We start from the raw sequence: 22,649 nt of genomic DNA, 5'->3' as shown, positions 1-22,649 counted from the left end.
CGCCTCGAACGATTTGTTTCAGCATTGGCTCCGAGATATGCCATGAAAAGAGAGCAAGCCCGGACTGAAATTGTCAGGCAACAGACTGTTCAAAAAATAATGAATCAAGGCTATGGCGACCACGGGGCCAGCAGGCAGAAAAAGTCCCTGAAATCTTGGAATCCACTACCCAAAGATGCTGATAAGGACATCCATGCTAATCTTGACCTTCTCCGGCCGCGTGCTCGTGATCTATTTATGGGTGGGGCGCTGGCGAATGGAGCTTTAAAAACCAAACGAACGAACATAATCGGCACAGGATTGCGGCTAAAACCGTCATTCGATGCCGATTTTTTACACCTGTCGGACACTCAAGCCAAGAATTTGAGGCGGCAAATTGAGCGCGAATTTGCTCTTTGGGCAGGTTCTGAGGACTGTGACGCCTCCGGCATGAACAACTTTTATGAACTGCAGCAGTTGGCATTCTTGTCATGGATGATGTCTGGCGATGTGTTCTCCCTTTTGCCGCTGCTCCCGCGAAAACATGCGATCTACGATCTGCGTATTCGGCTCGTTGAAGCGGATAGGTGTAGCGATCCGAAGGCTGTTCCTGAACCCATCCCCAAAAAAATCATCAGCGGTGTGGAAGTGGATGATGATGGGATGGTGAGTGCCTATTGGTTTTCGAATCGGCATCCTAATACGGTTGGCTTAGCCCCGATGAAGTGGACACGCGTCGAAAAATTCGGTGCTCTCAGCGGACGGCGGAATGTTCTTCATCTTATGGAGGCAGAACGACCCGAGCAGCGACGAGGCGTTCCTAGTTTAGCGCCGGTCATTGAATGCTTGAAGCAACTCGAACGATACACCGATGCAGAATTGATGGCTGCCGTGATCAGCGGGATGTTTACGGTCTTCATCGAGACACCCAATGCCGATAACCCGGATGGGTTTAGCATTGAAACGTCTCAGGAAGACCCACAGTATCCATCGCCACCTGCGAGTGATGAATTGAAATTAGGTAACGGAGCGGTTCAGTTTCTCGAACCTGGGGAGAAAGCGAATATTGCGAATCCCGGGCGACCTAACAGCGGCTTCGACCCATTCGTCACAGCCATTCTCCGGCAGGTGGGGGCGTCATTGGAGGTGCCCTATGAATTACTGCTGAAACACTTTACCTCTTCCTATTCGGCCAGTAGAGCGGCCTTGCTGGAAGCCTGGAAGATGTTCCGGATGCGGCGGGCATGGATGGCGTCCGACTTTTGTCAGCCCATCTATGAAGAATGGTTTGCTCATGCCGTAATTAAAGGGCGTATCGATGCCCCGGGACTGTTCGATGATCCGGCTATCTTTAAAGCCTACACTTCAGCCGAATGGCACGGCCCGTCACAGGGACAACTCGATCCGGTTAAAGAAGCGAACGCGGCAGTGATTCGGGTGGCGAACAAGTTCAGTACAACGCAAAGAGAAGCTGCTGAACTGACGGGAACGGAGTACGAAAGTAATGTCCGGCAGATTGCGTATGAACAAAGCATTCTTGAAGAATACGGGCTTGCTGCAATACCCATAACGGCCACGAAGAAACCCTCAAAGGTTCTCGAAGATGACGATGACAGTGACGACGATGACGATGACGATGACGAGGAAGGAGGTGAGTAAGAGGATGAAGATTGATATCAAAGGCGTCATTATCTCGAATGACGATGCTTGGATTTATGACTGGTTTGGTATGGATTACACGACACCTTCGATGGTGTCCAAACAATTGGATACAGCTGCGGGTCAAAGCGTGGAGGTCGAAATCAATTCTCCAGGCGGTTATGTGGATCAGGGCTCCGAAATTTACAGCAAGCTCATGGCATACCGTGGGCAGGTCATCGTTAATATTGTTGGGATGGCAGCGAGCGCGGCGTCCGTAATCGCGATGGCCGGGAATGTTATTCGTATTTCGCCTACAGCTCAGATGATGATTCATAATTCCTCCAGCCTATCATCCGGAGACCATCGGGATCATGCGAAAAGTGCCGAAATGCTGAAGAAAACGGACCAGTCCATCTCAAATGCGTACCGACTTAAAACCGGAATGGGTGAAGAAAAACTGCTTGATTTAATGGGCAAGGAAACGTTCTTCACTGCACAAGAAGCCGTGGAAATGAAGCTTGCCGATGAAATCATGTTCGATACCACGAACAGCCTCAAGTTTGCAGCTAATTTCGGAAGCACACAACTGATTCCGCAGGCTATTACCAACAAAATGCGCAGCGAAATGAAGAATTTCTTAAAGCCCGGGAATGACCCTATGCCTGAAGCACCACCAACCAATATAAACGAACCGGCGACCGCCGGAACAAAGGAGGAACCGACCACAATGAATTTGGAAGAATTGAAGAATCAACATCCGGATCTATATGAGCAGATCGTTAACGAGGGAGCGCAAAGGGAGCGTTCTCGAATCAATGCGTTGAACGCTCTGGCTGGTGCGCCTGGTGCCGGAGAAATTGTTGCAAAGGCCATCCAGGAAGGGAAGACAGCAGAAGAGGCTGCCATGGAGATTGTGAAAGCATCCGCCGATCGGGTATCGGTCGAGGGTCAGAACCGTATGACAGATTCGAAGGCAAGCGGTGCGCATGAAGTGCCAGCAGCCGAAGCTCCTCTTGACGAAAAGAACAACAATGCCAAAGCCAGTGAAGATCAAAAAACAAAGGAAAAGGCAGGCAGAATTGCAGCCATTGCCAATAAAATGCGAGGAGTTGACAAGCAATGAGCATCCCTTATGACAACTTGATTGCGGGTATGAGTACATCCTTTCCTGCCAAAGGTGTTATTTTGCAAGGATCTGGTACCTTTCTTCGTGGACAGATCGTGCAGTATGTAAGCACAGATGATGCGGGAACCGATACGGTTAAGCCCTATGCTGGTGGTGAAGGTGATATCCCTTATGGGGTTTTGGCCGATCAAGTTGTAACAGTCACGACCACCCAAAGAGCTTCCGTCTATTTGGGCGGCGAGTTTAATCTGGCCGCACTGATTATTAATGGCACGTTAACCGTCCATGATCATGTCGAAAAGCTGCGAAAAGTCGGACTCATTGTAAAAACGGTAGTTAACTAGAGGAGGATAACCATGCCTGATAATAATTATGCTTTGAAGACCTTACTTGAAACGCAACGTCAGATGTTCCCCCCGCGCACTTTCCTGCGGGACAGATTCTCGGTAAAGGGAAAAACGTTCCCAACGGAATCGGTAGAAATTGAATACATGAAGGGTAAACGCCGTGCAGCTCCGTATGTATCTGATTTGCTTCCGGGTAAAGTCGTTTCCCGTGATGCAAGGGAAACGAAGGAATTTAAGCCAGCGCTTATTAAGCCAGCGCGTCCGATCACAGCTATTGACATTAATGCTCGGTCATTTGGCGAAAATCCATACTCCCAACGAACGCCCCAAGAACGAGCCGAAGAGATCCTTGCAGAGGATATGGTTGAGCTCGAAAATCTGATCATCCGCAAGGAAGAAATTGCGCTGGCTGAATTGATGTTTACGGGGAGGGTGACGCAGATCGGTGAAGGGGTCAATCAGGTCCTTGATTATGGGCTCACAAATAAAGTCATTTTGACCGGCAGCGATTTGTGGACAGTGGGCAAACCGATCGAAAACATGGTCACTTGGAATTCGGATGTCGGGAGAGAGTCGGGGGAAAGTGTAGGGATCATGGTGATGTCGCCTGATGTGGTTCCGGCTTTTATTAATAACGCGTCCATCCAGAAGTTGCTCGACAATAAAGGATTCACACTTGGTAGTGTCAATCCGCGTCCAGCCGCAGGTGGTGCCTCCTACATCGGTTACCTCAACTATCCTGGTGTGGAGATCTGGGCCTACAACGAATGGTACGAGGATGAAAACGATCTGGATGCAGATGGTCATTCCATTCTCAAACCGATGGTCCCAAGTGGCCACGTTGGTTATTTCCCCACTGATCCACCGTTCCGTTTTTACTACGGCGCCATCACGGTAATGGGTGACGATGATCAATTCGTAACGATCGAAGAGGAGCGCGTACCCTATTCGTGGGCACAAAAGAGTCCGGCGCAGCGGTGGCTTGAAATGCATTCCCGTCCGTTGCCTGTGCCGCGCAATGTCGACGGCTGGTTTGTGGCGAAAGTCCTGTAGAGGAGGGAGCAAACATGTCCATCATTTCAACGTGGCCGATCCAGACCCCCGAGGGCATACAAGCTCCGGGGGTTATTGTTTCCCTGGACGCTGAAGAAGAAGAAAAGCTGGTGCGTTCTGGTTTGGCAACGTGGGTAGAAGTGCATGAGGGGCAGCCCGCCTCTCTAACTTCACTCACAGCCGGGGAATTTACGTTAATCAAAGCGGACAGACAAAAGGAGATCCTTCAGGCGGTAGGCATTGACCCGGCACCGAATGCTCCAGAACGTTTGAAACAGTATGAAACTTGGCTGCAGGAGAACGGCGGTGCGGAATGAGCTTGCCCCTGCCGAACTTTAAAGACTTCGTAGCCGCCGAAGTTTCCAATACCTTTTTAAACCCTGACGAGTTTGCCACCTGGCATAACTTTGATGGCACGGACATGTGGATCGTCATCACAGAAAATACGAGCAATGACAGCCCCCTGCAGTACGCGGAGGGTATTTTTGTGTTGCGGAAAACGGTGTATGCCGATCCTCAAATCTTGGGATGCCGGCCAGAAGAGGGGCAGACCATGTCGCTCGATGGCCGGGATTACCGGGTTACGTCGATGTCAGATGAATTCGGCATGTACGCGATTCACCTGGAGGCGAATGCCGAATGAGGGTTGAAGGCTTGCCCGGGGCCTTGAAAGCCGTCCGTAAATTGGCGGACGACATGAAACCGACTGCTTCAAAAGCCCTGAACCGGGTAGGGGATGGCGTGATTACCGAGGCGACCCGGATCGTCCGGCAGAAGTACAACATCAAATTGTCAGAGGTGAAGGATGCCATGAGCATTCTTTATTCCAATGCCGGGAATGGTGAGGTGCTAATCAAAGCCAAGGGGCGTAACCTGCAGCTTACTAAGTTTAAGATCACGCCGAAAAACCCGCCAGCGGCGAAGAAGCGCCAGAAGCCGGTGACAGTGGCCGTGCTGAAGGCGGGAGGAGGCAGGATTAAAACAGCCTTCCTCACTCGCCGCAGCAGCGGGGAGGTCGGTGTTTGGAAACGGACGTACCCGACCGGTCAGAGCGGTCGCCGCCGCGTGCCGAATACGGTAGGCGATCGTCCAGAAATGCCGATCGAACTTCTTCGCGGCCCGGCGGTACCCGTCATGCTCAATGAACCGCAGGTTGTGGCTCACATCGAGGAACAAGCGAAGGAGCGTATGATTACTCGCTTGGATCATGAAATAAACCGAATGCTGGGGGCTCCATGACAACAACACTTTTACTTCAAGCCATCAAGTCGTATCTGGAGCAGCTGCTTGCCGGCGATGTCACAACTGTTCCGGCTGTACATCTGCTGAAGGTGCCGGACAAGCGCAAAGAGAATGTCGGTGAAACTCAAATACCTTACATCATCCTTCATCCTTCCCAGGGCAAGCAGGATGACGAGGCACAAATAACCGTAACCATGGTGTTCGGCGTTCTTGATAAGTCGGACGAGGGCGGGCTGACCGTCCTCAACCTGATGGAAAGGGTCCGTATCGCACTCCTCCGGCAGCGCATTGTCGACCGTAAGTACCGGATTGAGACTCCTTATGAATGGGAGTTTTTCACGGATCAGCCTCTCCCGTATTGGGAGGGAATGGCAAAAACAATCTGGACCGTGCCGGCGATCCAAGAGGAGGTCACGTATTGAGCGCCAAAAAGGCGAAAGTCAGCGAAGAACCAGCGGTGCAGCTCATTTATTTGGGCCCATCGCTCCAGCAAGGCAGGCTGGCTCAGAACAAGATTTTCAAAGACCGGTTGCCTGCTCATCTTGCCGATCTGTTTGAAGCCTCGCCTGACTTGCACAGTTTGATTGTCCCGGTTGCGAAGCTTGTCGAAACACAAAAGGCGATCAAAACCAGAGGAACGCCAGAAAACGCCGTTTACGAGCGGCTGAAAACGAAAGGAGTCTGATCAAGTGGAACAACATGGCGTATTTGTAACACAGGTGCCCACATCGGTACGATCTTCGGCGCCTGAACAGCCGACCATTCCCGTCATTTTCGGGACAGCACCGGTTAACTTATCCACGCGAGCCGTTGCCCCGGTGAATGTGCCGGTCCTTTGCAATACCTTTGAAGAGGTAGTCGCAGCATTCGGCTATAGCGATAACTGGGCCAGCTTTACGCTTTGCGAGTCGATGGATGCATTTTTCAAGCTCTACGGCCAGGCCCCTGCGGTATTTATTAACGTCCTGGACCCTGCAGCCCACAAAACGACGGTCTCCCCTACCGATTTGCCTGTATCATCTGGCGTGGCAGTGGTAAATGTGGAAGGCGTGCTGTCAACGGGGATTATTGTTAAATCTTCCGACGGCGCGACGACCTATGACCTCGATACGGATTATACAACCGGCTATAATGCGGCCGGGAAGATGGTCATCACCGCTAAATCAGGCGGCGCGATCCCTACAAATGCCATAACGCTTAAGGTTGGGTATGACAAGCTTGATCCTGCAGCCGTCACAGCAGCCGAAATCATCGGCGGTGCTGACTCGCAAACAGGCGCTGCAACTGGCCTTGAGCTCATCAATCAAATATTTCCTCGGCTTGGCCTTGTTCCGAACCTTATACTGGTGCCTGGCTACTCACAGGACCCGGTTGTTGCTGCGGTGATGTCAGCCAAGGGCAATAAGATCAACGGGCATTTTGAAGCTGACGTTCTGGTGGATCTGGACGTTGAAGCCATTGACCAATACGCGGATGCCGTTGCTTGGAAGGCAGCCAATCATTATACGGCAGCCAATCAGATTCCGGGCTATCCCTTTATTAAATACGCCGGCAAGACGTACCACTATTCAACGCATTTGGCAGCCATCATCTGCCGGACGGATGCAGAAAACGGCGGAATACCGTATGTTTCCCCATCCAACAAGCTCATGCAAGCCGACAGCGCCATGCAAAGGAGCGGAGCTGATCTGTTCCTCGGACCCGATCAAGCGTCCTATCTGAATGCACAAGGCATCCTGACGGCGCTGAACTTCATTGGTGACTGGCGGTCATTTGGGAACCGGACAGGGGCGTTTCCTGCGGACACCGACCCGGTCAATGCGTTTATTCCGATTCGGCGCATGTTTAACTGGATGATGAATCAGATCGTGCTGCGGTACTGGAAAAATGTCGACGATCCTCTTAATAGAAAGCTGATTGAGACAGTTACGGACGACACTAATATTTGGATCAACGGCTTGCAGGCGAGCGGTGCCCTTGTTGGCGGGCGCGTGGAGTTCCTTGCTGCTGAGAATCCACAAGAAGACCTGATGAACGGCAAACTTACATTCCACCTGTTTGTCACGCCACCAGGACCAGCACAGGAATTTGATTTCTTGATTGAGTATGACCCCACTTATCTGGGATCACTCACATCTTAAGGAGGCGATAATTTGAAACAGGTACCTGAAAAATTAACGGGCTATTCGGTCTTTCTTAACGGCACTGATTTTCTTGGTGTCGCTAACGTAACACTGCCAAGTTTTGAGGCTATGACCGCGAGCGTCACCGGGGCAGGCATTGCTGGTGAGATTGACAGCCCTTCTGTCGGTCTCTTTGGTCCCATGAGCTGCGCACTTAACTGGCGGACAATAGAACAAACTGCAGCTCGCCTGCAAGCCCCGGTCTCACATGCAATTGATTTCCGAGGTAATCAGCAAACCTATGATACCGTTGCTGGACAATATCTTGATGTTGGTGTCAAGGTTAGCGTCCGGGCTGTGCCCAAAACCTTTAACCTTGGAAACTTTGAGCAAAATGCCGTGACTGACAGCTCAAACGAGTTTGAAATCACTTATATCAAGGTCGTCATCAACGGCAAAATCATGATCGAGCTCGATAAGTATAACTTTATCTATATCGTTGATAGCATTGATTACATGAAGAAGAAACGCGAAAATCTCGGACTATAAAGGAGCGTAACCAAATATGGAAACTGTAAAGAATACCGAACCAGTTGAAACAACCAAAACGACCGACGAGCGTGTGATCAAGCTCAGTCGGTCGTTTGTTTTTGAGGAAAAGACATACACCCAAGTGACACTTGATTTAGAGTCGCTCACTGGGGAGGATGTCCTACGAGCGGAACGCCTGATGAAGGCAACCGAAGCACAAGAATACATTCCGATTATGGCTTTGCATATGCCCTATCAAGCGGCATTGGCATCAATTGCGGCGAAAGTATCACCTGATTTTATTAAAGCACTCCCGGCTAAAGACTTTTCAATTGTTTTACAGCGCGTGCGAAGTTTTTTGCTCGGTTAGGAATTGACGAGGAGCCGGTCAAGCGGCTGCGGACCATCGCGGCTCGTTTGTCTGGCGCTTGTTATACTCCTATTCCCTTTTGGCTGAGCCTGCCAATCGATGAGTTATTTGATTGGGCTATGGTGGCTAAAGATATCCATCCGGAAGGAGGGTCATAGTGGCGGCCAAGGAATACAAAATTGCGTTTAATCTTAAAGCCGAAATCGACAGCAGTTATACAACCGGCGTGAAGAAAGCGCTAGAAGACTTGGAGAAGATCGAGCATCAGGCCAGGACGATGAATAACGTTCGGTTGTCTGGCGACATGGTCACGCCGCTGCGCACAGCCGTATCACAACTCGAACATGAAATACGAGCAATCGGCCACTTGCCCGGTCCCTCCGGTTTGTTCGACCGTTTTCTTGATGATCTGAAGAAATCGAGGAAGGAAGCCAAAGAGCTCGAACAAGATCTTCGGCGAATCAACACGGTACGCTTAACGGCCGATATCGTGAATCCATTGCGGGTAGCACTGACGCAGCTTGAGGCTGAATTCCGGACCCTGCGAACAACAGCGATCCCGAATGGCATTTTTGCAAATATGATTGCAGAGCTGAAGGAAGCAAAGAAGGAAGCCAAGGAATTAGAATTGGCGCTTCGGCGCTTACGAGAAATTCGCATGCCAAGCAATCAGTTTGACAATGGCCTGGAACAATATCTTCGTCAAATCGAAGAATTGAAAAAGCAGATGGAGGAAATTCAAGACATCCACGGCCCCACTCCCGGTCCGGGTGGCGGCGGTGGTGGCGGGCACGGCGGTGGAGAAGGGGGCGGGGGAAAAGCCGGGTTGATCGGCGGAGCTGCCATGGTCGGCGGTCTTGCACTTGCTGCCGGAGGAGCTGCAGTTATCGGCGGTGGTGCTATGGCTCTCTCGTTTGCGGATGAGTATCAAGAGGCAATGGCTCAGATCCAGTCATCAACCGGTTCAACTGAGGACCAGATGAAAGACTTCTCGAAAATCGCGGAGAATGTATACGGCCAATCCATGGGTGAAAGCTTCGGGGATGTGGCTCAGCAGCTCAGCACGATCCGCCAAGTGACCAAATTGGGCGGCGCGGAATTACAGTCGGCTACTGAGAACGCCATAGCTTTTCGGGATGTGTTCGGCGAGGAAACAACACAGTCGGTCAAGGCTGCCGACACGATGATGAAAAACTTCGGGATCTCATCCGAACAGGCATACAACCTGCTTGCCCAAGGTGCTCAGAACGGTCTGAATAAATCGGATGAGTTGCTGGATACGGCGAATGAGTACAGCGTCTATTTCAACAAACTCGGGTTCTCGGCTGATCAGATGTTTGATATGTTCGGAGCTGGCTTGGATGCAGGGGCATTCAATTTGGACAAAGTCGGCGATGCCATGAAAGAGTTTGGGATCCGAACGAAGGATGGCAGCAAGACTTCAGCGGCCGGCTTCCAGGCGCTCGGCTTCAACGCGGCGCATATGACTGCTGAGTTTGCAAAAGGCGGGCCAACTGCCCAAAAAGCTTCCAAGCAGGTTATGAAGGCTTTGTCTGAGATGAAAGACCCGGTCAAGCAGAATGCCGCCGGCGTCGCTCTCTTCGGTACCCAGTTCGAGGACATGGAGACTGGCGTTATTTCCGCGATGGCTGGGGTTAATGGCTCCTTTGATATGACCAAGAACACCATGGACGAGATCACGAAAGTCAAATATGACACGATCGGCAAAGCGTTAACGGGTGTTGGTCGGCAGATCAAGACCGGGCTGCTACTTCCGCTTTCCATCGCTCTGCTGCCGCTGTTCAATAAGATTAGTGACTCACTTAATGTGATGATGCCAAAGGTAAAAAAGGCGATAGAATCAGCATCCGCCGCAATTGGCCCAGCGGTGAGCAAGGTCATGAAATTCGTTGCTCCTACCGCCGACAAAATCACAGAGGTGGCCAAATCGTTCTTCGGGGCCAAGAAGTCTGCGACAGATTCATTCGGAGGGATTGGCGAAACCGTAAAATCGACAATGGATACGGTCAAGACCTATCGTGATTTGTTCATGCAGTATTTCGAAGTCATTAAACCATATCTTGCCAAGATATTTGGATCGGTTAGCAAGATCATTATGCAGGTCGTACCGATCTTGTTGAAAATCGCGTCGGCGGGCTTCAAGATGGCTGGGATATTAGTAAAAGCAATCACTCCGGTTGTCGTATATATTCAATCCAAGCTCTGGCCGATCCTGTCCAAGGTCATCGCGTTTCTGGCGGATGAGGTCATGCCACAGATCTCGGCGGTTATCGCGGCTATCTTGCCTAAAGTCATTAGCGTTACAACCAAAATTGGAGAGGCTTTTGGGGCAATATTCGCGGTGATTAAGCCGATTATAGACGGGCTTGTTGCGGCGTTTAACTTCGCATTCCCAATAATCAAATCCATTGTAATGAATGCCATTACGGCGGTAGGCGGCGTCATCAGCGGGGTTATGGATATACTCGGCGGCGTGCTCGACTTTATTACCGGTGTATTTACAGGTAATTGGGGAAAAGCGTGGCAGGGCGTGAAAGATATTTTCAGCGGCATATTCGAAGGTCTTGGCGCTATCCTTACCTTTCCGATCAATGTGGCCATCGATGGAATCAATGCTGCGATTAGAGGTATCAACGGTATAAGCATCGACGTTCCAGACTGGGTGCCTAAAATCGGTGGGGAATCATTTGGCGTTAACATCCCTGAAATACCCAAATTCGCAAAGGGCGGCTTTGCAAATCAACCCTCGATTTTCGGGGAGGCTGGACCAGAAGTCGCGATCCCAATGAATAATAAGCCGCGTTCTCGTAACCTTTGGGAGACAGCTGGTCAGCAACAAGGCTGGTTACCAAGCGGAGGCGGCGCAGGAGACATTAATATCAACTATGCCCCTCAAATAACGATTCAGGGAAGCGCAGTTCAGAAGCAGGTAGAAGCGGCCATGAAAGCAGGCAATGACGATCTCGAACGACGGTTGATAGCATTGAAATCGCAGCAAAGGCGGGTGGCGCTTGGATGACCACATACACGACGCAGCTCGGGGATACCTGGGACGCTATCGCCTATAAGGTGTACGGCAAAGAGGCATACATGACGACACTTGCGGCGGCCAACGTCGCGCATATCGAGACAGTTATCTTTTCAGCAGGCATTGTTCTGCAGATGCCAGACGCGCCGGCAGACGTATCTGTCACGTTGCCGCCGTGGAAGCAAGGTGATACCCTGTGATTTCTCAATATTCGCGCCGCGCCGAACTGACCGTGATCTACAACGGCAAGGACATCTCATTGCCGCTCACGGAGTCCTTGCTTGATTTCTCGTACAACGATAATCAGACCGGCTCCCTTGACGATCTGCAGATATCCGTGGAGGACAGCGCACAGCTCTGGCAGGGCGATTGGATGCCTGCGGATGGCGATACGATCACCGCTCGAATCAAAACCATCAATTGGGACGGTCCGAATACCTTCCAGACGCTTCCATGCGGGACGTTCGAGGTCGATGCTGTCGACTTTGACGGGCCTCCTGACGTTGTGATCATCAAATCCTTGTCTTTACCAGCGGGCAGCGGTGCCCGCCGCGAGAAGCGTTCCCGCGCTTGGGAAAAGGCGTCATTAAAGACGATTGCCGCCGATATCGCAAAGGGGGCGGGCCTCTCACTGGTTTTTGATTACAGCGACAATCCCGTATATGACCGGATGGAGCAAACCGAGCAATCGGATATGGCCTTCCTTCTTGATACTTGTATCAAAGAGGGGATCGCGATCAAGGTCACGGGTGGCAAGTTGGTCCTCTTCGATGAGGCTGAATACGAGCACAAAGCGCCTGTCCTGACAATTGACCGGCTCGATGGTATTATCTCTTACTCATTCGGTTGGAGCACGACAGACGCGGCATATCGGGCGTGTGAAATGACGTATACGACAACCGTTCCCAAGGCAAAAGCAAAGGCTGGGACCCCAGGGAAGCCGCCGAATAAGACAGCCGCAAGCAGCACCAAGACAATCAAGGTGACCTATGTCCCTCCAGGAGCTCCAAAGACGGGCCCGGTGCTCAAGATCAATGAGAGCGCCGATTCGGAAGCTGCAGCGCTTCGCATTGCCAAACAACGGCTGCGGGAGCAAAACAAGAATTACGGCAAAGGCAGATTGTCATTGCCCGGTGATCCCCGGTTAGCTACCGGCGTGACGATCACGATTAAAGGCTGGCATAAATTTGACGGTAAATACATCGTTGAGAGTGCAACGCATGCTGTTGGCGGATCCGGATACGCCACGAGCATTAATATCAGAAAGGTATTGGGGTGGTAAGCATGCAGCAATTAATACGCATCGGCACGATATCAACCGTAACTCCATCTGCCGGGACAGTCAGAGTTGCTTTCCCGGATCGGGATGACATGGTTTCCGGCGAGCTGCCGGTGCTGAGCATGGGCGGCATCTTCACGATGCCGGTTGTCGGTGACGCCGCGGTATGCCTGTTCCTTGCCGATGACATGGGGACGGGCTTCTATCTGGGTACTTTTTACGACGGGGAGAGTGTTCCTGACGCCTCCGGTGGCCCGGTCGTGGACGGCAATCTCAAGGTTGATGGGAATCTCATGGTAAACGGACATATAAGCGGTGAAGAGTCATGATATTCGGGGCATTTGGCAATGTGGTGTTCCAAGTGGATGCCAAGGTAATTCGCACAATTACCGATCTTATTCGGAACAATGCCGGGCGGTGGGCGAGTCATGAGATATTGGGACGCAAACCGCTAACGCAATTCATCGGCCCAGGACTGGATACGATATCCTTTTCCATGCGCTTTGATGCTTCCTTTGGCGTCAAACCTCGAAAGGAGCTGGACAATCTGGTCATGATGGAGCGATCCGGCAAGGCATATGTCCTCACGCTCGGGGGTAAGGCATTGGGCACTGGTTTGTGGGTCATCACCGGACTTGATCAGGCTTATGTGGATATTGACAATAAAGGCAATGTGCTGGTCGGTACGTCTGGCATATCCCTGCAGGAATACGTGGTGAAGAAGAAATGATCATCGATATGAAAAAACAGATACCGATAGAGTTTGGGTTGACCGGCGTGAAACAGGTCGTGCAGAACGTCCGGACGATACTGACAACCATCCAAGGCACTGTGCCGCTCGAACGAGGATTTGGGATCGATAACACGGCATTGGATCAGCCCGTTAACCTTGCCCAAGCGTTGATGTCGACCGAAATCGTCGCGGCTTTATTAGCTTTTGAGCCTCGGGTATCTGTGACGCAGGTCGATTTTACGGAGGATCCGGAAACGGGCCGCCTTGTTCCGATTGTTCAACTTGAGTTTGTCGATGAAAGTGAGGTGATCACCTGATGGCGTTGATCGATTTACCAGAGGTGACATTGGTCGATACGGACGTCTCGGCCACACTCAATAACATGGTGACCGTATATGAGGGGGTGACCGGAACCCGACTTTACCCGGGTGACCCGGTCCGGCTCTTTTTGAATAGCATTGCTCTGCTCATTGTGCAGCAGCGCATGCTGATCAACGACACAGGCCGGATTAACCTCCTGCGGTATGCTCGCGGCGCGGTGCTGGATCATATCGGTGCCGTGACGGAAACACCAAGGCTCGGAGCTGCCGAAGCCGTAACCACTGTACGCTTTACCTTGTCTGCGGCGCAGCCTTCGGCTATTAACATTCCAATCGGCACCCGAGTTGCAACGGCTACCGATCCCAAGCGATACTATCAGACAATGGCAGCCGTAGAGGTACCAATAGGAATGCTTACGGTTGATGTCCCTGTAACCTGTACGGAGGTGGGGGAGATCGGAAACGGGTACCTCCCAGGGCAGATTAGTGAGATCGTGGACCCAATTCCATTCGTGCTCTCCGCCGCCAATCTGACGGAGTCTGCCGGCGGTGCCGACGTTGAGGCTGACGAAGCCTACCGCGAACGAATCCATAAGGCGCCTGAATCCTTTTCGGTCGCAGGACCGTCTGGCGCTTATGAATATTGGGCAAAGACGGCCAGCGCGTCGATTATTGACGTCGCGGTTAATTCTCCAGCGCCCTGCGAGGTATCTGTTGTGCCGCTGCTCGCCGGTGGGGAGATACCGGGGCCCGAAACCCTCGAAGCTGTCGAGGCGATACTGAACGATAAGCGGATACGCCCGCTAACGGATTTGGTGACCGTCTCAGCCCCGACAGCCGTCAGCTATGACATTACACTAATCTATTATATTGATCGTGCACGCAGCGCGGAGGTGACGGGCATACAAGCCGCTGTTTCCCAAGCCATTGCTGATTATGCGCTTTGGCAAAAATCTCGGCTCGGGCGGGATATTAATCCATCGGAAATGATCCGGCGGGTTATGGTGTCCGGGGCTTATCGGGTTAATGTCGTATCCCCAAGCTTTTTGGCGGTTGCGGACAATGAGGTTGCCATTGCTGGGGATATCGACTTGATCTATGGAGGGCTGGCGGATGATTGATTTATCGCAAGTGTCGTTGATGGATGTCCTTCCGCAAAATCTTAAACGTGATTCGACCGTTGCGGCAGCTGCCCGGGCTATTGATGCAGAGCTGCAGGGAATCACGGCGGCGATCAAAGCAATTCCGTATTTCAACCGGCTGGACACACTGAGCACTGAAGAAACGGACGAGCTCGCCTGGCAATTTCATGTTGATTTCTATGATCCTACCTTGCCGCTCTATCAACGTCGGGAGCTGGTCAAAAATAGCTTTGCGTGGCATAAGCGCAAAGGAACCAAGTCAGCCGTTGAGGAACTGATTACGACCATATTCGGTGACGGCGCGGTGCAAGAATGGTTTGAATATGGCGGGGAGCCTGGCACGTTTCGGGTCATTACCTCCAACACCGCAACAACCGTCGAGCAGGCCCAGCAGTTTATTGAGGCGCTTGATAGCGTTAAAAACGTCCGGTCTCATTTGGACAGCATCCAGCTTACACGGACAGATGAAATGCAGATCTATTTCGGTAATGTGCTGCATATGGGTGAATTTATGACATTAAGGCAGGTGACATGATGGGTGCATTCGGGGGATTTTTTATCACTAATAAAGGCCGGGCGCTACAAGCCAAGGCGCAGGCTGGCGTTGAGCTGCACTACAACCGGATTGCAATCGGGGATGGATCACTAATCAGTGGGCAGCAGATTGCGGATTTGACGGGGATGATCAGCCAGAAAAAGACGCTGCCGATCACAAAACTCGACGCCACTGCCGGCGGTCGGGCAATCGTCGGAACCAGCTATAATAACGCGGATATTACCGCCGGGTTTTACTTGAGAGAAATTGGGGTATTTGCTCAGGATCCGGACGAGGGCGAAATCTTATATTGTTACGCAAATGCAGGATCGAATGCAGAATACATCTCACCCGGCGGCGGTCCTGATGTGCTTGAAAAATATATCAATGTGGAAACCATCGTAGGAAATGCGGCGAACGTGACCGCGACTATTGATTCATCCCTTGTCTTTGTCTCTCTTCTGGATTTTGATTCCCATAAAGACGCCGACATTCTTGATCATCCGGACGGATCGGTAACGGATGCTAAGATCGGAGAACGGACTGTTCTTGACACGACTGCGCCTACGGGTGATAGCGGAGATCTAACGACATTGTTCAATGGGTTTGCCCACATGATCAAGGAAATAACAGGTAAGTCATCCTGGCGTACTGCTCCCCGAACCACGTTGGAGGATGTACTCAAACTGATTGGTGGGACGGTGACTGGGCCTCTAAAAGTCGCTACAACTGGCCGGGAAATTAGCGCTGGGGATTATGGAGACGTGTCTGCCAATTCATCCGGTGTTTTATTACTGGCCAATAACGCGTATACCGGAGACCCGGACAAGTATTTTTATGCCAATACACATGCCTCCATGGGGGCGCGGGGTATACGATTGCGACAAAGCAGCGGCATCGAGTACTTTGATACAGGAAGCATAGCTACAGTAGCTGGCGCGGAGTTTACCCCAAATTGGGTAGGTCTTTATCCTTCGCCCAATGCAACAGCGAACCGTGTGGTGCTTCGGGATAATGTCGGACGCGCTAAAGTAGCACCCCCAGTAGCGAATGATGATGTGGCGACAAAGGGAACCGTGGACACGCATGCAAGTAATAATTCCCATGTGCCGTTTGGTGTTGCATTCGGGGCAGCCAATACGTATAACGTTACCCTGTCACCGTCACCGTCAGCATTAACGCCCGGGATGGCCCTGGCTGTGCAGATTAATCTTGCCAATACTGGGGCGACAACAATCAAGGTCAACGGTTTGGCAGCAAAACCCGTTGTCAATTCCAAGGGGGCGTCGTTGACGGCCGGGAAGTTGGTTGCTGAGGGTGTGTATACCTTACGCTACAATGGAACGGCTTTTATCTTACAGGGTGAAGGAGGTGGTGGTAACGCAATAGCAGGCGATCTGCTGATGGGAAAAACGGCTTCCAGCGACGCAGGCGATCTTGTAGGAACAATTATTACGCATGATGGCGTATCTGATACACCAGCCTTTCAATGGGGAAAGGGTACAGGAGATAACATGTATGTCGTTCCTTCTGCGGGATATTACAATAATGGCGCTCGTTCAGTAACGACGATTCCTTGGAAGGATGACGCGAACGGAGGAGCAAGCGGGCAAGCGCGTTGGCATACTCCATATGAAGTATCGCCTTTAGATGGAGGAGGTGTTCATATTCGCGCTAATCCTGTTGGAGGGGGCGTTGTGTACGCCGGAGATTGTTGGATATACGTAGAAGATCCAGACTTTAATGCGGGCAATTGGCGCGCTGACCGTAATATTTTTGGACTTCAAGGAGCAATGCCCGTTCGCATAGGTCCGGTTGAAGCAATTGGAACGGCGCGGTGGCCAGACGGGGCATTGGCTGTTTATCTGCCGCAAGGCTTTTATCCATCAAGCGAGCAGAATTCTGAATTACATGTCCCTACGTGGTTATTGCAATCCGCTGACGGAAATTTTACTGCGGCGAATATAGTAAGTGGTGCGACTATATTCGGAGTAGCTGGTGCTCGTCGTCCTTGGAATGGCGAAACTCTTTGGGCATCTGGATCAACTAACGCAACGAACGTCAATGGCTATTCAAAGATATCTGTAAGGGGATTATCTTTTACGCCTTCAATCGTCAGCGTAAATTGTTTTCCTACCGATTTGTCATCTTCCGGAACAAGATACTCTGGAATACGAACCGGAGTCGGATTGCCTTGTAATTTCTATATATCCAGCGGTCAGACGAGTCAACAAACAACTTCTCAAGGTGGAGCATATAATCAATTTCAATTGTACGGTGATGGATTTGACATGGTTGTATATGGAGGTCCTTTGAACAACTCCACTGTTTATTGGACCGCTTTTCAAAATCAATAAGGGAGGTATTGATTCATGAATATCGGAAGACGAATTTACTGGGATAAAGTCACCGGCGATGTAATCGTTGATACCGGAGAACGCTCAGGAAACGTAATAGAAACCACAGTGGAGCAAGATTTTGCAAGATATCGAATGCTCGCGGAACGTGTACCTGAAATGGTTGGCGTGCTTGAATTGGATTATGGTCAATTTGCAGAGGATTTCCTAATGTGTAACGGGTACCGAGTTGACCTGGACACGGAGGAAATCCTTTTTTCATACCCGAATCCGGAAGCACCGCCCGAGCAGCCGCCAGTTTATCAAAAAGCATTATCAGAGCAGGTGGCCGAGCAGGATCAGCGGCTTGCAGACATCGAGTTGGCCCTTGCAGATATCTTCACGGGGGGAGGTGGATAACTGTGGCAAAGCCCATGTATCAAATCAGGATCATCGCAAATGCCTGTATCACGCGATTCAATACCGGAGAAGGTGATATCGAGACCATAGCTGGCAGCTACAATTTGGCACAAGCAGATAGTGAGCTTGTTCTTGCTGAGATTATTATGAAGCGTCCTGATATTAAATTGACCGGCGAATAACACGAAGCAAGGGGGAATCGCCGATGGATCCGGATCAACTGACTCAGATCGAGACGCTGGCAAGACTCGCCGAAAAATATGGACTTGCTCTGATCTTGGCTATTGTCCTGCTTATTGTCGTGCTGTATATCGTCCGCATGCTTATCCGCGGCGACTTGGTGCCACGCAGTTTGCTGGACAGAGCGGAAGAAGACCGCGACCGGCTGCAAGCCATATTGGACAAAGAGCGCGAGGGTGTGATGGGTCCGCTGTTGGATTTGGTTAAGAACCTTAAAAGGGATCCAGAGGATCGGGGAGGATAAGGGCCATGTTAAAAATTCTTGAACGGCTCATCCCGCAGCTCAAGCATAAACGTAACGAGCTCAACCATGCATCCAGCACCGTATCGATCACCATTAACCGCTATCAGGATTTGTCCCGCGAGCTGCAGGACGAGATTAATAATAATCATTTTGCACGTTATCTAATTTACGAGAAAAAAGGGGAATGAACGTCATGATCGACTGGATCGATTGGATGCTGCTAATCCTTTACACTACCGCAGTCGGCTGTGCCACTTATGTATTATTTGCCCATCGAAAGTACTTTCATGAACGGTTCCGGAAGGGTATCATCAGCGCATTTATGCTGGCGATGCTCTTTTTTTTGGCCGCTTATGATATCAAGATGATCACGGCCATATGGATGCGGTCCAGTGTAATATTCGGATATCGAACGCCACTGGTCGAAGAACTTCAGCGGGTGGCATGGCTGATTGCTCATGTTGGAACGACAATCGGGCTTATTATCTTGGCAAGGCTGACTTACACAAAGCGTTATGACATCTGGATTTTTTTAAGACGAAAGGATGATAAAAAATGATTGATCAACTACAACCGTATATTTTATCCATAGTGCAGGCTCTGCTGGGCTTGCTTGTTGCTGCTTTGCTCGGTGGACTCGCCATCATGCGTAAAAAGATCGAGGCTTGGCTGCAATCCCGTACGTCGGTCCAGCAGCGCGAGCTCCTTCACAAGCTGGCAGCAGAAGCCGCCGCACTGGTAGAGGCAACATATAAAGACGCTGGAGGACCGGCGAAGCTATCGGAGGCGTATGATTATGTGTCCAAGCGGATTGGGCAGATTGGTTTCGATGTAAGCGGAGAGACCATTCAGGCGGCGATTGAAAAGGCTGTTCAGGACTTCAATCAAGGGAAAGGTCATCAGTTATGAATAGACCCGATTTTATCGCGCAGCTCGCGCTGATCGTGCAGCAGGTGAGGCGAGAAGGGTCCATAATGTTTCCATCTGTTCGCCTGGCTCAGAACATACTTGAGACCGGCTGCAAAATCCCAGCTTGGAACAACCTGGGCGGGATCAAGGTAGGCAGCGGGAAGCCTAACGCTTATTGGACGGGGAAGGTCGTCAACAAGGGAACTTGGGAGGTATACGACGGCAAAAAGGTTGATATCGTCGCCGCATTTCGCGCCTATGACTCGTTGTACGACTTTTACAAGGATCAGGACCTTTTGTTCAACAACGCCCGCTATGCCCGCGTGAGAGCGTCGAGAACGCCGGAGGAACAAGCGGCCATGCTCAAGGAGTGCGGCTATGCAACCGATCCGCAGTATGCCGGTAAGCTGGTTTCAATCATCAACGCTGAAGGTTTGAAGAATTATGACGTAATCGGAGAGGATGAGGAAAAATTGGAACTGAGCAACTATCAATGGCAAGTGTTGACCGCGGGCGTTGAATCGCTGCTTGAGCGCAAGTTGATCACGGACAAGACCTGGCTCGATAAGGCGAAGGCAAGCAAGCTCACAGTATCGGAGCTGAGCTGGTTGACGTTTGTCGTGGCAGTCAATAAATAAACCGAATCCCGCTGGCCTCGTGGCCGGCGGGGCTTTTTTATTTTCTGGCCGACATTATCCGCGCATGCACTTCGCCGGCATACCGCGTCAGTCGCACCCTGATCTCGGTTAGCATAACTTCGTGCGTCATCCCGATATTTCCCCCCCATTCCTCGGCTCCATAGACCTCTAGGTTGTTCTTGACTTTGTGGAAATTAAAGGAAACGCCGATTTCACAGTCGGTTACCTATGAATTTTAAAAAATCCGCAAATAGAGGCCATTCTATGCCTTGTCTATTATGGAGGATTGGCATAGTATGTATGATCTACTGGGAAGGGGGGAAATAAAAATGGGAACTTTTCTTGATCAACGCAGTTCGATGAATGCAAATGCTACCGGCTCCATTAACGTTGCCCTTACAGCAACTCCAGTATTATTTGGTATTGTCGGATTGCAAACCCGCAATGTCGCGAACCCGATTGTGGATCTTACAGGAACAATCGGAATTAACTCTGCTGAACCAGGTACGACCATTGCTGTTCAGGTTCATCGCGGAGCCTTGGTTACAGACCCAATCATTTATTCTGCCATTTTCAGAGCCAACATTGCAGGCATTATTACACACAGCTTTACCGCACAAGACCTATTGGCACCCGCAGCCGCACAAACGACTTACTCTGCTTTTATAAACAGTATCTCCGCTGGTGTATCAAGGGTCGGTCCGGAAGTGTTCTGGGGACTTGCCTCATCAACGGTCTAATTCAAAAATATAAGTATTAGACCGTGTAGCTTTTTCTTATTAAACGGCAAAACTTTGTCAGTTGATTCAATCATTGTCGTCACTCTAGCCGTGTGAAGGGTAAGGAAAATATTCCTTAGCATCATTAAATCATATTTGCTTATCAATGAACAAAAAGTTATGTAGATGCGTCATATTATGAATAACTCTCTTTTAATGATCCCCCATAAAAATAAACCCGCTGGCCTCGTGGCTGGCGGGGCTTTTTTATTTTCTAGCCGACATTAGCCGCGCATGCACTTCGCCGGCATACCGCGTCAGTCGCACCCTGATTTCCGTCAGCATAACCTCACGCGTCATCCCGATATTTTCTTCGTATCCGCGGCAAATGACCTTATGATAAATGATAAAGTCAGAGTGCTCGGGATCCAGTATGCGGATTTGCCGCCTCTTAAGCTCTGCTTTTATACGGCGTTTGTCATCGGTGATGCGGTCCATGACGGCATGGCTGATTTGTGCGTATAACCGCCGAAGGAGGTTACCGGACGTTAGTGCCTCGTCTGCGCTGCACTGCATCATTGTCTCCATGTGCTCGGCTAAGATCATATCGCGGACCAGGTGCCGCTCCTCCATTGTTAAGACATTGGGTTTTATGTCGCTCCCCCCTAAAACATATACCCTAACTATATACGAATATGTGTTCGTGTTTCAAGCAACATAAATTCACCTCGAAACCAGCAGATTATGGCTGGCGAGGTTTTTTTGTCTTTACATTGAATTGCTAACTTATATTCAATTCAGTCGTCCAAATACTTGTCTGACATATCGGATATACAACCTAGGCTGCAAAATAGTAGGGAGTGGGTAATTTCCACAAAGTTGAAAGCACCCTAGAGGTTCTAGGGTGCTGAGGAAAGGGGGTTTCCTTAATTTATAATATATTCGATAATCACTAATATGTTTGGACATTCATCCGTATTTTCAGAGATTCCTTTATAACATTTTTTATGATTTGGTTGCCTATGAAACTTATAAAATCCGCAAATCGAGGCTACTCTTTGCCTTGCCCATTACGTAGAACTTGGAATAGAATGTAGGATCTTACTATGAAAGGGGGAAATCGGTATGGGAACTTTTCTTGATCAACGCAGCTCGATGAATGCAAATGCTAACGGCTCCATTAACGTTGCGCTTACCGCAGCTCCGGCATTGTTCGGAGTTATCGGTCTGCAAACCCGCAGCGTCGCGAACCCGATTGTGGATCTTACAGGAACAATCGGATTCAGCGCTATTGCTGCAGGTACCACTGTTGCTGTCCAGGTTGTCCGCGGAACCTTGATTACAGACACCATTATTTATTCCGCTATCTTCCAGGCTGGCATTTTAGGCGTTAATACACGCAGCTTTACCGCACAAGATCTATTGGCTCCTGCCGCCGCACAAACGACTTACTCTGCCTTTATAAGCGCAGCAGTCGCAGGTTCGTCTCGGGTCGGCCCCGAAGTGTTCTGGGGACTTGCCTCATCAACGGTCTAATTCTTCAAAGAAGCTATACGGGTTAGACCGTGTAGCTTCATTTTTTAATTATTTACGGACTGGAATAGAATTGATTACAGTTATTTTTATGAATTATCATAAAGTTTCCGACATTATTCTACTACAAAAGTCCCATT

The 22,649-nt window shown here is 50.4% G+C and carries 31 protein-coding genes; 30 read left to right on the top strand and 1 reads right to left on the bottom strand.

What is annotated here, in order from left to right:
* Positions 1-42 precede the first annotated feature (42 nt).
* The 29 genes from AC0YOA_RS15035 (at position 43) to AC0YOA_RS14895 (ending at position 20,997) form a co-directional block, all read left to right on the top strand.
* Entirely contained in the window at positions 43-1,638 is a 1,596-nt protein-coding gene (locus AC0YOA_RS15035; RefSeq protein ID WP_475787273.1) for a phage portal protein, read from the top strand.
* Between the two features lie 4 nt (positions 1,639-1,642).
* Positions 1,643-2,743, top strand: coding sequence for a head maturation protease, ClpP-related (locus AC0YOA_RS15030; RefSeq protein ID WP_475787272.1), 1,101 nt, complete (start codon positions 1,643-1,645; stop codon positions 2,741-2,743).
* Positions 2,740-3,090, top strand: a complete 351-nt coding sequence (locus AC0YOA_RS15025) for a hypothetical protein (RefSeq protein WP_475787271.1) — start codon at positions 2,740-2,742, stop codon at positions 3,088-3,090. Before AC0YOA_RS15030 ends, AC0YOA_RS15025 begins: the two co-directional genes overlap by 4 nt.
* 12 nt (positions 3,091-3,102) lie before the next feature.
* The gene (locus tag AC0YOA_RS15020) at positions 3,103-4,146 is read left to right on the top strand and encodes a major capsid protein (protein ID WP_475787270.1); all 1,044 of its coding nucleotides are present in this window, start codon (positions 3,103-3,105) and stop codon (positions 4,144-4,146) included.
* Positions 4,147-4,160: 14 nt separating this feature from the next.
* Positions 4,161-4,463: a hypothetical protein gene (locus AC0YOA_RS15015; protein ID WP_475787269.1), complete on the top strand. Its 303-nt coding sequence runs from the start codon at positions 4,161-4,163 to the stop codon at positions 4,461-4,463.
* The gene (locus AC0YOA_RS15010; RefSeq protein ID WP_475787268.1) at positions 4,460-4,789 is read left to right on the top strand and encodes a hypothetical protein; all 330 of its coding nucleotides are present in this window, start codon (positions 4,460-4,462) and stop codon (positions 4,787-4,789) included. The genes AC0YOA_RS15015 and AC0YOA_RS15010 overlap by 4 nt, the downstream gene beginning before the upstream one ends.
* Positions 4,786-5,385 carry a phage tail protein gene (locus AC0YOA_RS15005; protein WP_475787267.1) on the top strand — a complete coding sequence of 200 codons (600 nt, stop codon included), beginning with the start codon at positions 4,786-4,788 and terminating at the stop codon, positions 5,383-5,385. The genes AC0YOA_RS15010 and AC0YOA_RS15005 overlap by 4 nt, the downstream gene beginning before the upstream one ends.
* Complete coding sequence (locus AC0YOA_RS15000; RefSeq protein ID WP_475787266.1) at positions 5,382-5,810, top strand: hypothetical protein; 429 nt, start codon at positions 5,382-5,384, stop codon at positions 5,808-5,810. The genes AC0YOA_RS15005 and AC0YOA_RS15000 overlap by 4 nt, the downstream gene beginning before the upstream one ends.
* On the top strand, positions 5,807-6,073 hold the full coding sequence (locus AC0YOA_RS14995) for a hypothetical protein (RefSeq protein WP_475787265.1): 267 nt from the start codon (positions 5,807-5,809) through the stop codon (positions 6,071-6,073). Before AC0YOA_RS15000 ends, AC0YOA_RS14995 begins: the two co-directional genes overlap by 4 nt.
* A gap of 4 nt (positions 6,074-6,077) precedes the next feature.
* Entirely contained in the window at positions 6,078-7,529 is a 1,452-nt protein-coding gene (locus AC0YOA_RS14990) for a phage tail sheath family protein (protein WP_475787264.1), read from the top strand.
* 12 nt (positions 7,530-7,541) lie between these two features.
* Positions 7,542-8,060, top strand: a complete 519-nt coding sequence (locus AC0YOA_RS14985) for a phage major tail tube protein (protein ID WP_475787263.1) — start codon at positions 7,542-7,544, stop codon at positions 8,058-8,060.
* Between the two features lie 16 nt (positions 8,061-8,076).
* Positions 8,077-8,412, top strand: a complete 336-nt coding sequence (locus AC0YOA_RS14980) for a phage tail assembly protein (RefSeq protein ID WP_475787262.1) — start codon at positions 8,077-8,079, stop codon at positions 8,410-8,412.
* Positions 8,413-8,569: 157 nt separating this feature from the next.
* Positions 8,570-11,452: a phage tail tape measure protein gene (locus AC0YOA_RS14975; RefSeq protein WP_475787261.1), complete on the top strand. Its 2,883-nt coding sequence runs from the start codon at positions 8,570-8,572 to the stop codon at positions 11,450-11,452.
* Complete coding sequence (locus AC0YOA_RS14970) at positions 11,449-11,661, top strand: tail protein X (protein ID WP_475787260.1); 213 nt, start codon at positions 11,449-11,451, stop codon at positions 11,659-11,661. The genes AC0YOA_RS14975 and AC0YOA_RS14970 overlap by 4 nt, the downstream gene beginning before the upstream one ends.
* Positions 11,658-12,743 (top strand): phage late control D family protein, encoded by a 1,086-nt coding sequence (locus AC0YOA_RS14965; protein ID WP_475787259.1) that lies wholly within the window; start codon positions 11,658-11,660, stop codon positions 12,741-12,743. Before AC0YOA_RS14970 ends, AC0YOA_RS14965 begins: the two co-directional genes overlap by 4 nt.
* A gap of 2 nt (positions 12,744-12,745) precedes the next feature.
* Positions 12,746-13,069, top strand: coding sequence for a hypothetical protein (locus AC0YOA_RS14960; RefSeq protein ID WP_475787258.1), 324 nt, complete (start codon positions 12,746-12,748; stop codon positions 13,067-13,069).
* Entirely contained in the window at positions 13,066-13,470 is a 405-nt protein-coding gene (locus AC0YOA_RS14955) for a phage tail protein (protein ID WP_475787257.1), read from the top strand. Before AC0YOA_RS14960 ends, AC0YOA_RS14955 begins: the two co-directional genes overlap by 4 nt.
* The gene (locus tag AC0YOA_RS14950; RefSeq protein ID WP_475787256.1) at positions 13,467-13,790 is read left to right on the top strand and encodes a GPW/gp25 family protein; all 324 of its coding nucleotides are present in this window, start codon (positions 13,467-13,469) and stop codon (positions 13,788-13,790) included. Before AC0YOA_RS14955 ends, AC0YOA_RS14950 begins: the two co-directional genes overlap by 4 nt.
* Positions 13,790-14,914, top strand: a complete 1,125-nt coding sequence (locus AC0YOA_RS14945; RefSeq protein ID WP_475787255.1) for a baseplate assembly protein — start codon at positions 13,790-13,792, stop codon at positions 14,912-14,914. Before AC0YOA_RS14950 ends, AC0YOA_RS14945 begins: the two co-directional genes overlap by 1 nt.
* Positions 14,907-15,470 (top strand): phage tail protein I, encoded by a 564-nt coding sequence (locus tag AC0YOA_RS14940; protein WP_475787254.1) that lies wholly within the window; start codon positions 14,907-14,909, stop codon positions 15,468-15,470. Before AC0YOA_RS14945 ends, AC0YOA_RS14940 begins: the two co-directional genes overlap by 8 nt.
* Positions 15,467-17,827: a phage tail-collar fiber domain-containing protein gene (locus AC0YOA_RS14935; RefSeq protein WP_475787253.1), complete on the top strand. Its 2,361-nt coding sequence runs from the start codon at positions 15,467-15,469 to the stop codon at positions 17,825-17,827. Before AC0YOA_RS14940 ends, AC0YOA_RS14935 begins: the two co-directional genes overlap by 4 nt.
* A gap of 15 nt (positions 17,828-17,842) precedes the next feature.
* On the top strand, positions 17,843-18,226 hold the full coding sequence (locus AC0YOA_RS14930) for a hypothetical protein (protein WP_475787252.1): 384 nt from the start codon (positions 17,843-17,845) through the stop codon (positions 18,224-18,226).
* Positions 18,227-18,228: 2 nt separating this feature from the next.
* On the top strand, positions 18,229-18,408 hold the full coding sequence (locus tag AC0YOA_RS14925; RefSeq protein WP_475787251.1) for a hypothetical protein: 180 nt from the start codon (positions 18,229-18,231) through the stop codon (positions 18,406-18,408).
* A gap of 23 nt (positions 18,409-18,431) precedes the next feature.
* The gene (locus AC0YOA_RS14920; protein WP_475787250.1) at positions 18,432-18,710 is read left to right on the top strand and encodes a hypothetical protein; all 279 of its coding nucleotides are present in this window, start codon (positions 18,432-18,434) and stop codon (positions 18,708-18,710) included.
* A 5-nt stretch (positions 18,711-18,715) separates the two neighbouring features.
* On the top strand, positions 18,716-18,898 hold the full coding sequence (locus tag AC0YOA_RS14915; RefSeq protein ID WP_475787249.1) for a hypothetical protein: 183 nt from the start codon (positions 18,716-18,718) through the stop codon (positions 18,896-18,898).
* 5 nt (positions 18,899-18,903) lie between these two features.
* Positions 18,904-19,269, top strand: coding sequence for a hypothetical protein (locus tag AC0YOA_RS14910; RefSeq protein WP_475787248.1), 366 nt, complete (start codon positions 18,904-18,906; stop codon positions 19,267-19,269).
* Entirely contained in the window at positions 19,266-19,619 is a 354-nt protein-coding gene (locus AC0YOA_RS14905; protein WP_475787247.1) for a phage holin, read from the top strand. Before AC0YOA_RS14910 ends, AC0YOA_RS14905 begins: the two co-directional genes overlap by 4 nt.
* The gene (locus AC0YOA_RS14900; protein WP_475787246.1) at positions 19,616-20,257 is read left to right on the top strand and encodes a glycoside hydrolase family 73 protein; all 642 of its coding nucleotides are present in this window, start codon (positions 19,616-19,618) and stop codon (positions 20,255-20,257) included. The genes AC0YOA_RS14905 and AC0YOA_RS14900 overlap by 4 nt, the downstream gene beginning before the upstream one ends.
* 329 nt (positions 20,258-20,586) lie before the next feature.
* Complete coding sequence (locus AC0YOA_RS14895; RefSeq protein WP_475787245.1) at positions 20,587-20,997, top strand: hypothetical protein; 411 nt, start codon at positions 20,587-20,589, stop codon at positions 20,995-20,997.
* A gap of 246 nt (positions 20,998-21,243) precedes the next feature.
* On the opposite strand, the gene AC0YOA_RS14890 is transcribed toward AC0YOA_RS14895, so the two are convergent.
* Positions 21,244-21,609, bottom strand: a complete 366-nt coding sequence (locus AC0YOA_RS14890) for a YhjD family protein (protein WP_475787244.1) — start codon at positions 21,607-21,609, stop codon at positions 21,244-21,246.
* Positions 21,610-22,101: 492 nt separating this feature from the next.
* Here AC0YOA_RS14890 and AC0YOA_RS14885 point away from each other — a divergent pair, with 492 nt between their 5' ends.
* Positions 22,102-22,512, top strand: a complete 411-nt coding sequence (locus tag AC0YOA_RS14885; RefSeq protein ID WP_475787243.1) for a hypothetical protein — start codon at positions 22,102-22,104, stop codon at positions 22,510-22,512.
* Positions 22,513-22,649: the final 137 nt, after the last annotated feature.

Source organism: Paenibacillus sp. JT22N12, assembly GCF_056269365.1.
This window is presented reverse-complemented; position numbering and strand designations above follow the sequence as displayed.

Coding starts and splice junctions, on each gene's coding strand:
- AC0YOA_RS15035 (WP_475787273.1), top strand. CDS start 43: ATGAAAAGAGAGCAAGCCCGGACTGAAATTGTCAGGCAACAGACTGTT.
- AC0YOA_RS15030 (WP_475787272.1), top strand. CDS start 1,643: ATGAAGATTGATATCAAAGGCGTCATTATCTCGAATGACGATGCTTGG.
- AC0YOA_RS15025 (WP_475787271.1), top strand. CDS start 2,740: ATGAGCATCCCTTATGACAACTTGATTGCGGGTATGAGTACATCCTTT.
- AC0YOA_RS15020 (WP_475787270.1), top strand. CDS start 3,103: ATGCCTGATAATAATTATGCTTTGAAGACCTTACTTGAAACGCAACGT.
- AC0YOA_RS15015 (WP_475787269.1), top strand. CDS start 4,161: ATGTCCATCATTTCAACGTGGCCGATCCAGACCCCCGAGGGCATACAA.
- AC0YOA_RS15010 (WP_475787268.1), top strand. CDS start 4,460: ATGAGCTTGCCCCTGCCGAACTTTAAAGACTTCGTAGCCGCCGAAGTT.
- AC0YOA_RS15005 (WP_475787267.1), top strand. CDS start 4,786: ATGAGGGTTGAAGGCTTGCCCGGGGCCTTGAAAGCCGTCCGTAAATTG.
- AC0YOA_RS15000 (WP_475787266.1), top strand. CDS start 5,382: ATGACAACAACACTTTTACTTCAAGCCATCAAGTCGTATCTGGAGCAG.
- AC0YOA_RS14980 (WP_475787262.1), top strand. CDS start 8,077: ATGGAAACTGTAAAGAATACCGAACCAGTTGAAACAACCAAAACGACC.
- AC0YOA_RS14970 (WP_475787260.1), top strand. CDS start 11,449: ATGACCACATACACGACGCAGCTCGGGGATACCTGGGACGCTATCGCC.
- AC0YOA_RS14960 (WP_475787258.1), top strand. CDS start 12,746: ATGCAGCAATTAATACGCATCGGCACGATATCAACCGTAACTCCATCT.
- AC0YOA_RS14955 (WP_475787257.1), top strand. CDS start 13,066: ATGATATTCGGGGCATTTGGCAATGTGGTGTTCCAAGTGGATGCCAAG.
- AC0YOA_RS14950 (WP_475787256.1), top strand. CDS start 13,467: ATGATCATCGATATGAAAAAACAGATACCGATAGAGTTTGGGTTGACC.
- AC0YOA_RS14945 (WP_475787255.1), top strand. CDS start 13,790: ATGGCGTTGATCGATTTACCAGAGGTGACATTGGTCGATACGGACGTC.
- AC0YOA_RS14940 (WP_475787254.1), top strand. CDS start 14,907: ATGATTGATTTATCGCAAGTGTCGTTGATGGATGTCCTTCCGCAAAAT.
- AC0YOA_RS14935 (WP_475787253.1), top strand. CDS start 15,467: ATGATGGGTGCATTCGGGGGATTTTTTATCACTAATAAAGGCCGGGCG.
- AC0YOA_RS14930 (WP_475787252.1), top strand. CDS start 17,843: ATGAATATCGGAAGACGAATTTACTGGGATAAAGTCACCGGCGATGTA.
- AC0YOA_RS14920 (WP_475787250.1), top strand. CDS start 18,432: ATGGATCCGGATCAACTGACTCAGATCGAGACGCTGGCAAGACTCGCC.
- AC0YOA_RS14915 (WP_475787249.1), top strand. CDS start 18,716: ATGTTAAAAATTCTTGAACGGCTCATCCCGCAGCTCAAGCATAAACGT.
- AC0YOA_RS14910 (WP_475787248.1), top strand. CDS start 18,904: ATGATCGACTGGATCGATTGGATGCTGCTAATCCTTTACACTACCGCA.
- AC0YOA_RS14905 (WP_475787247.1), top strand. CDS start 19,266: ATGATTGATCAACTACAACCGTATATTTTATCCATAGTGCAGGCTCTG.
- AC0YOA_RS14900 (WP_475787246.1), top strand. CDS start 19,616: ATGAATAGACCCGATTTTATCGCGCAGCTCGCGCTGATCGTGCAGCAG.
- AC0YOA_RS14895 (WP_475787245.1), top strand. CDS start 20,587: ATGGGAACTTTTCTTGATCAACGCAGTTCGATGAATGCAAATGCTACC.
- AC0YOA_RS14890 (WP_475787244.1), bottom strand. CDS start 21,609: ATGGAGGAGCGGCACCTGGTCCGCGATATGATCTTAGCCGAGCACATG.
- AC0YOA_RS14885 (WP_475787243.1), top strand. CDS start 22,102: ATGGGAACTTTTCTTGATCAACGCAGCTCGATGAATGCAAATGCTAAC.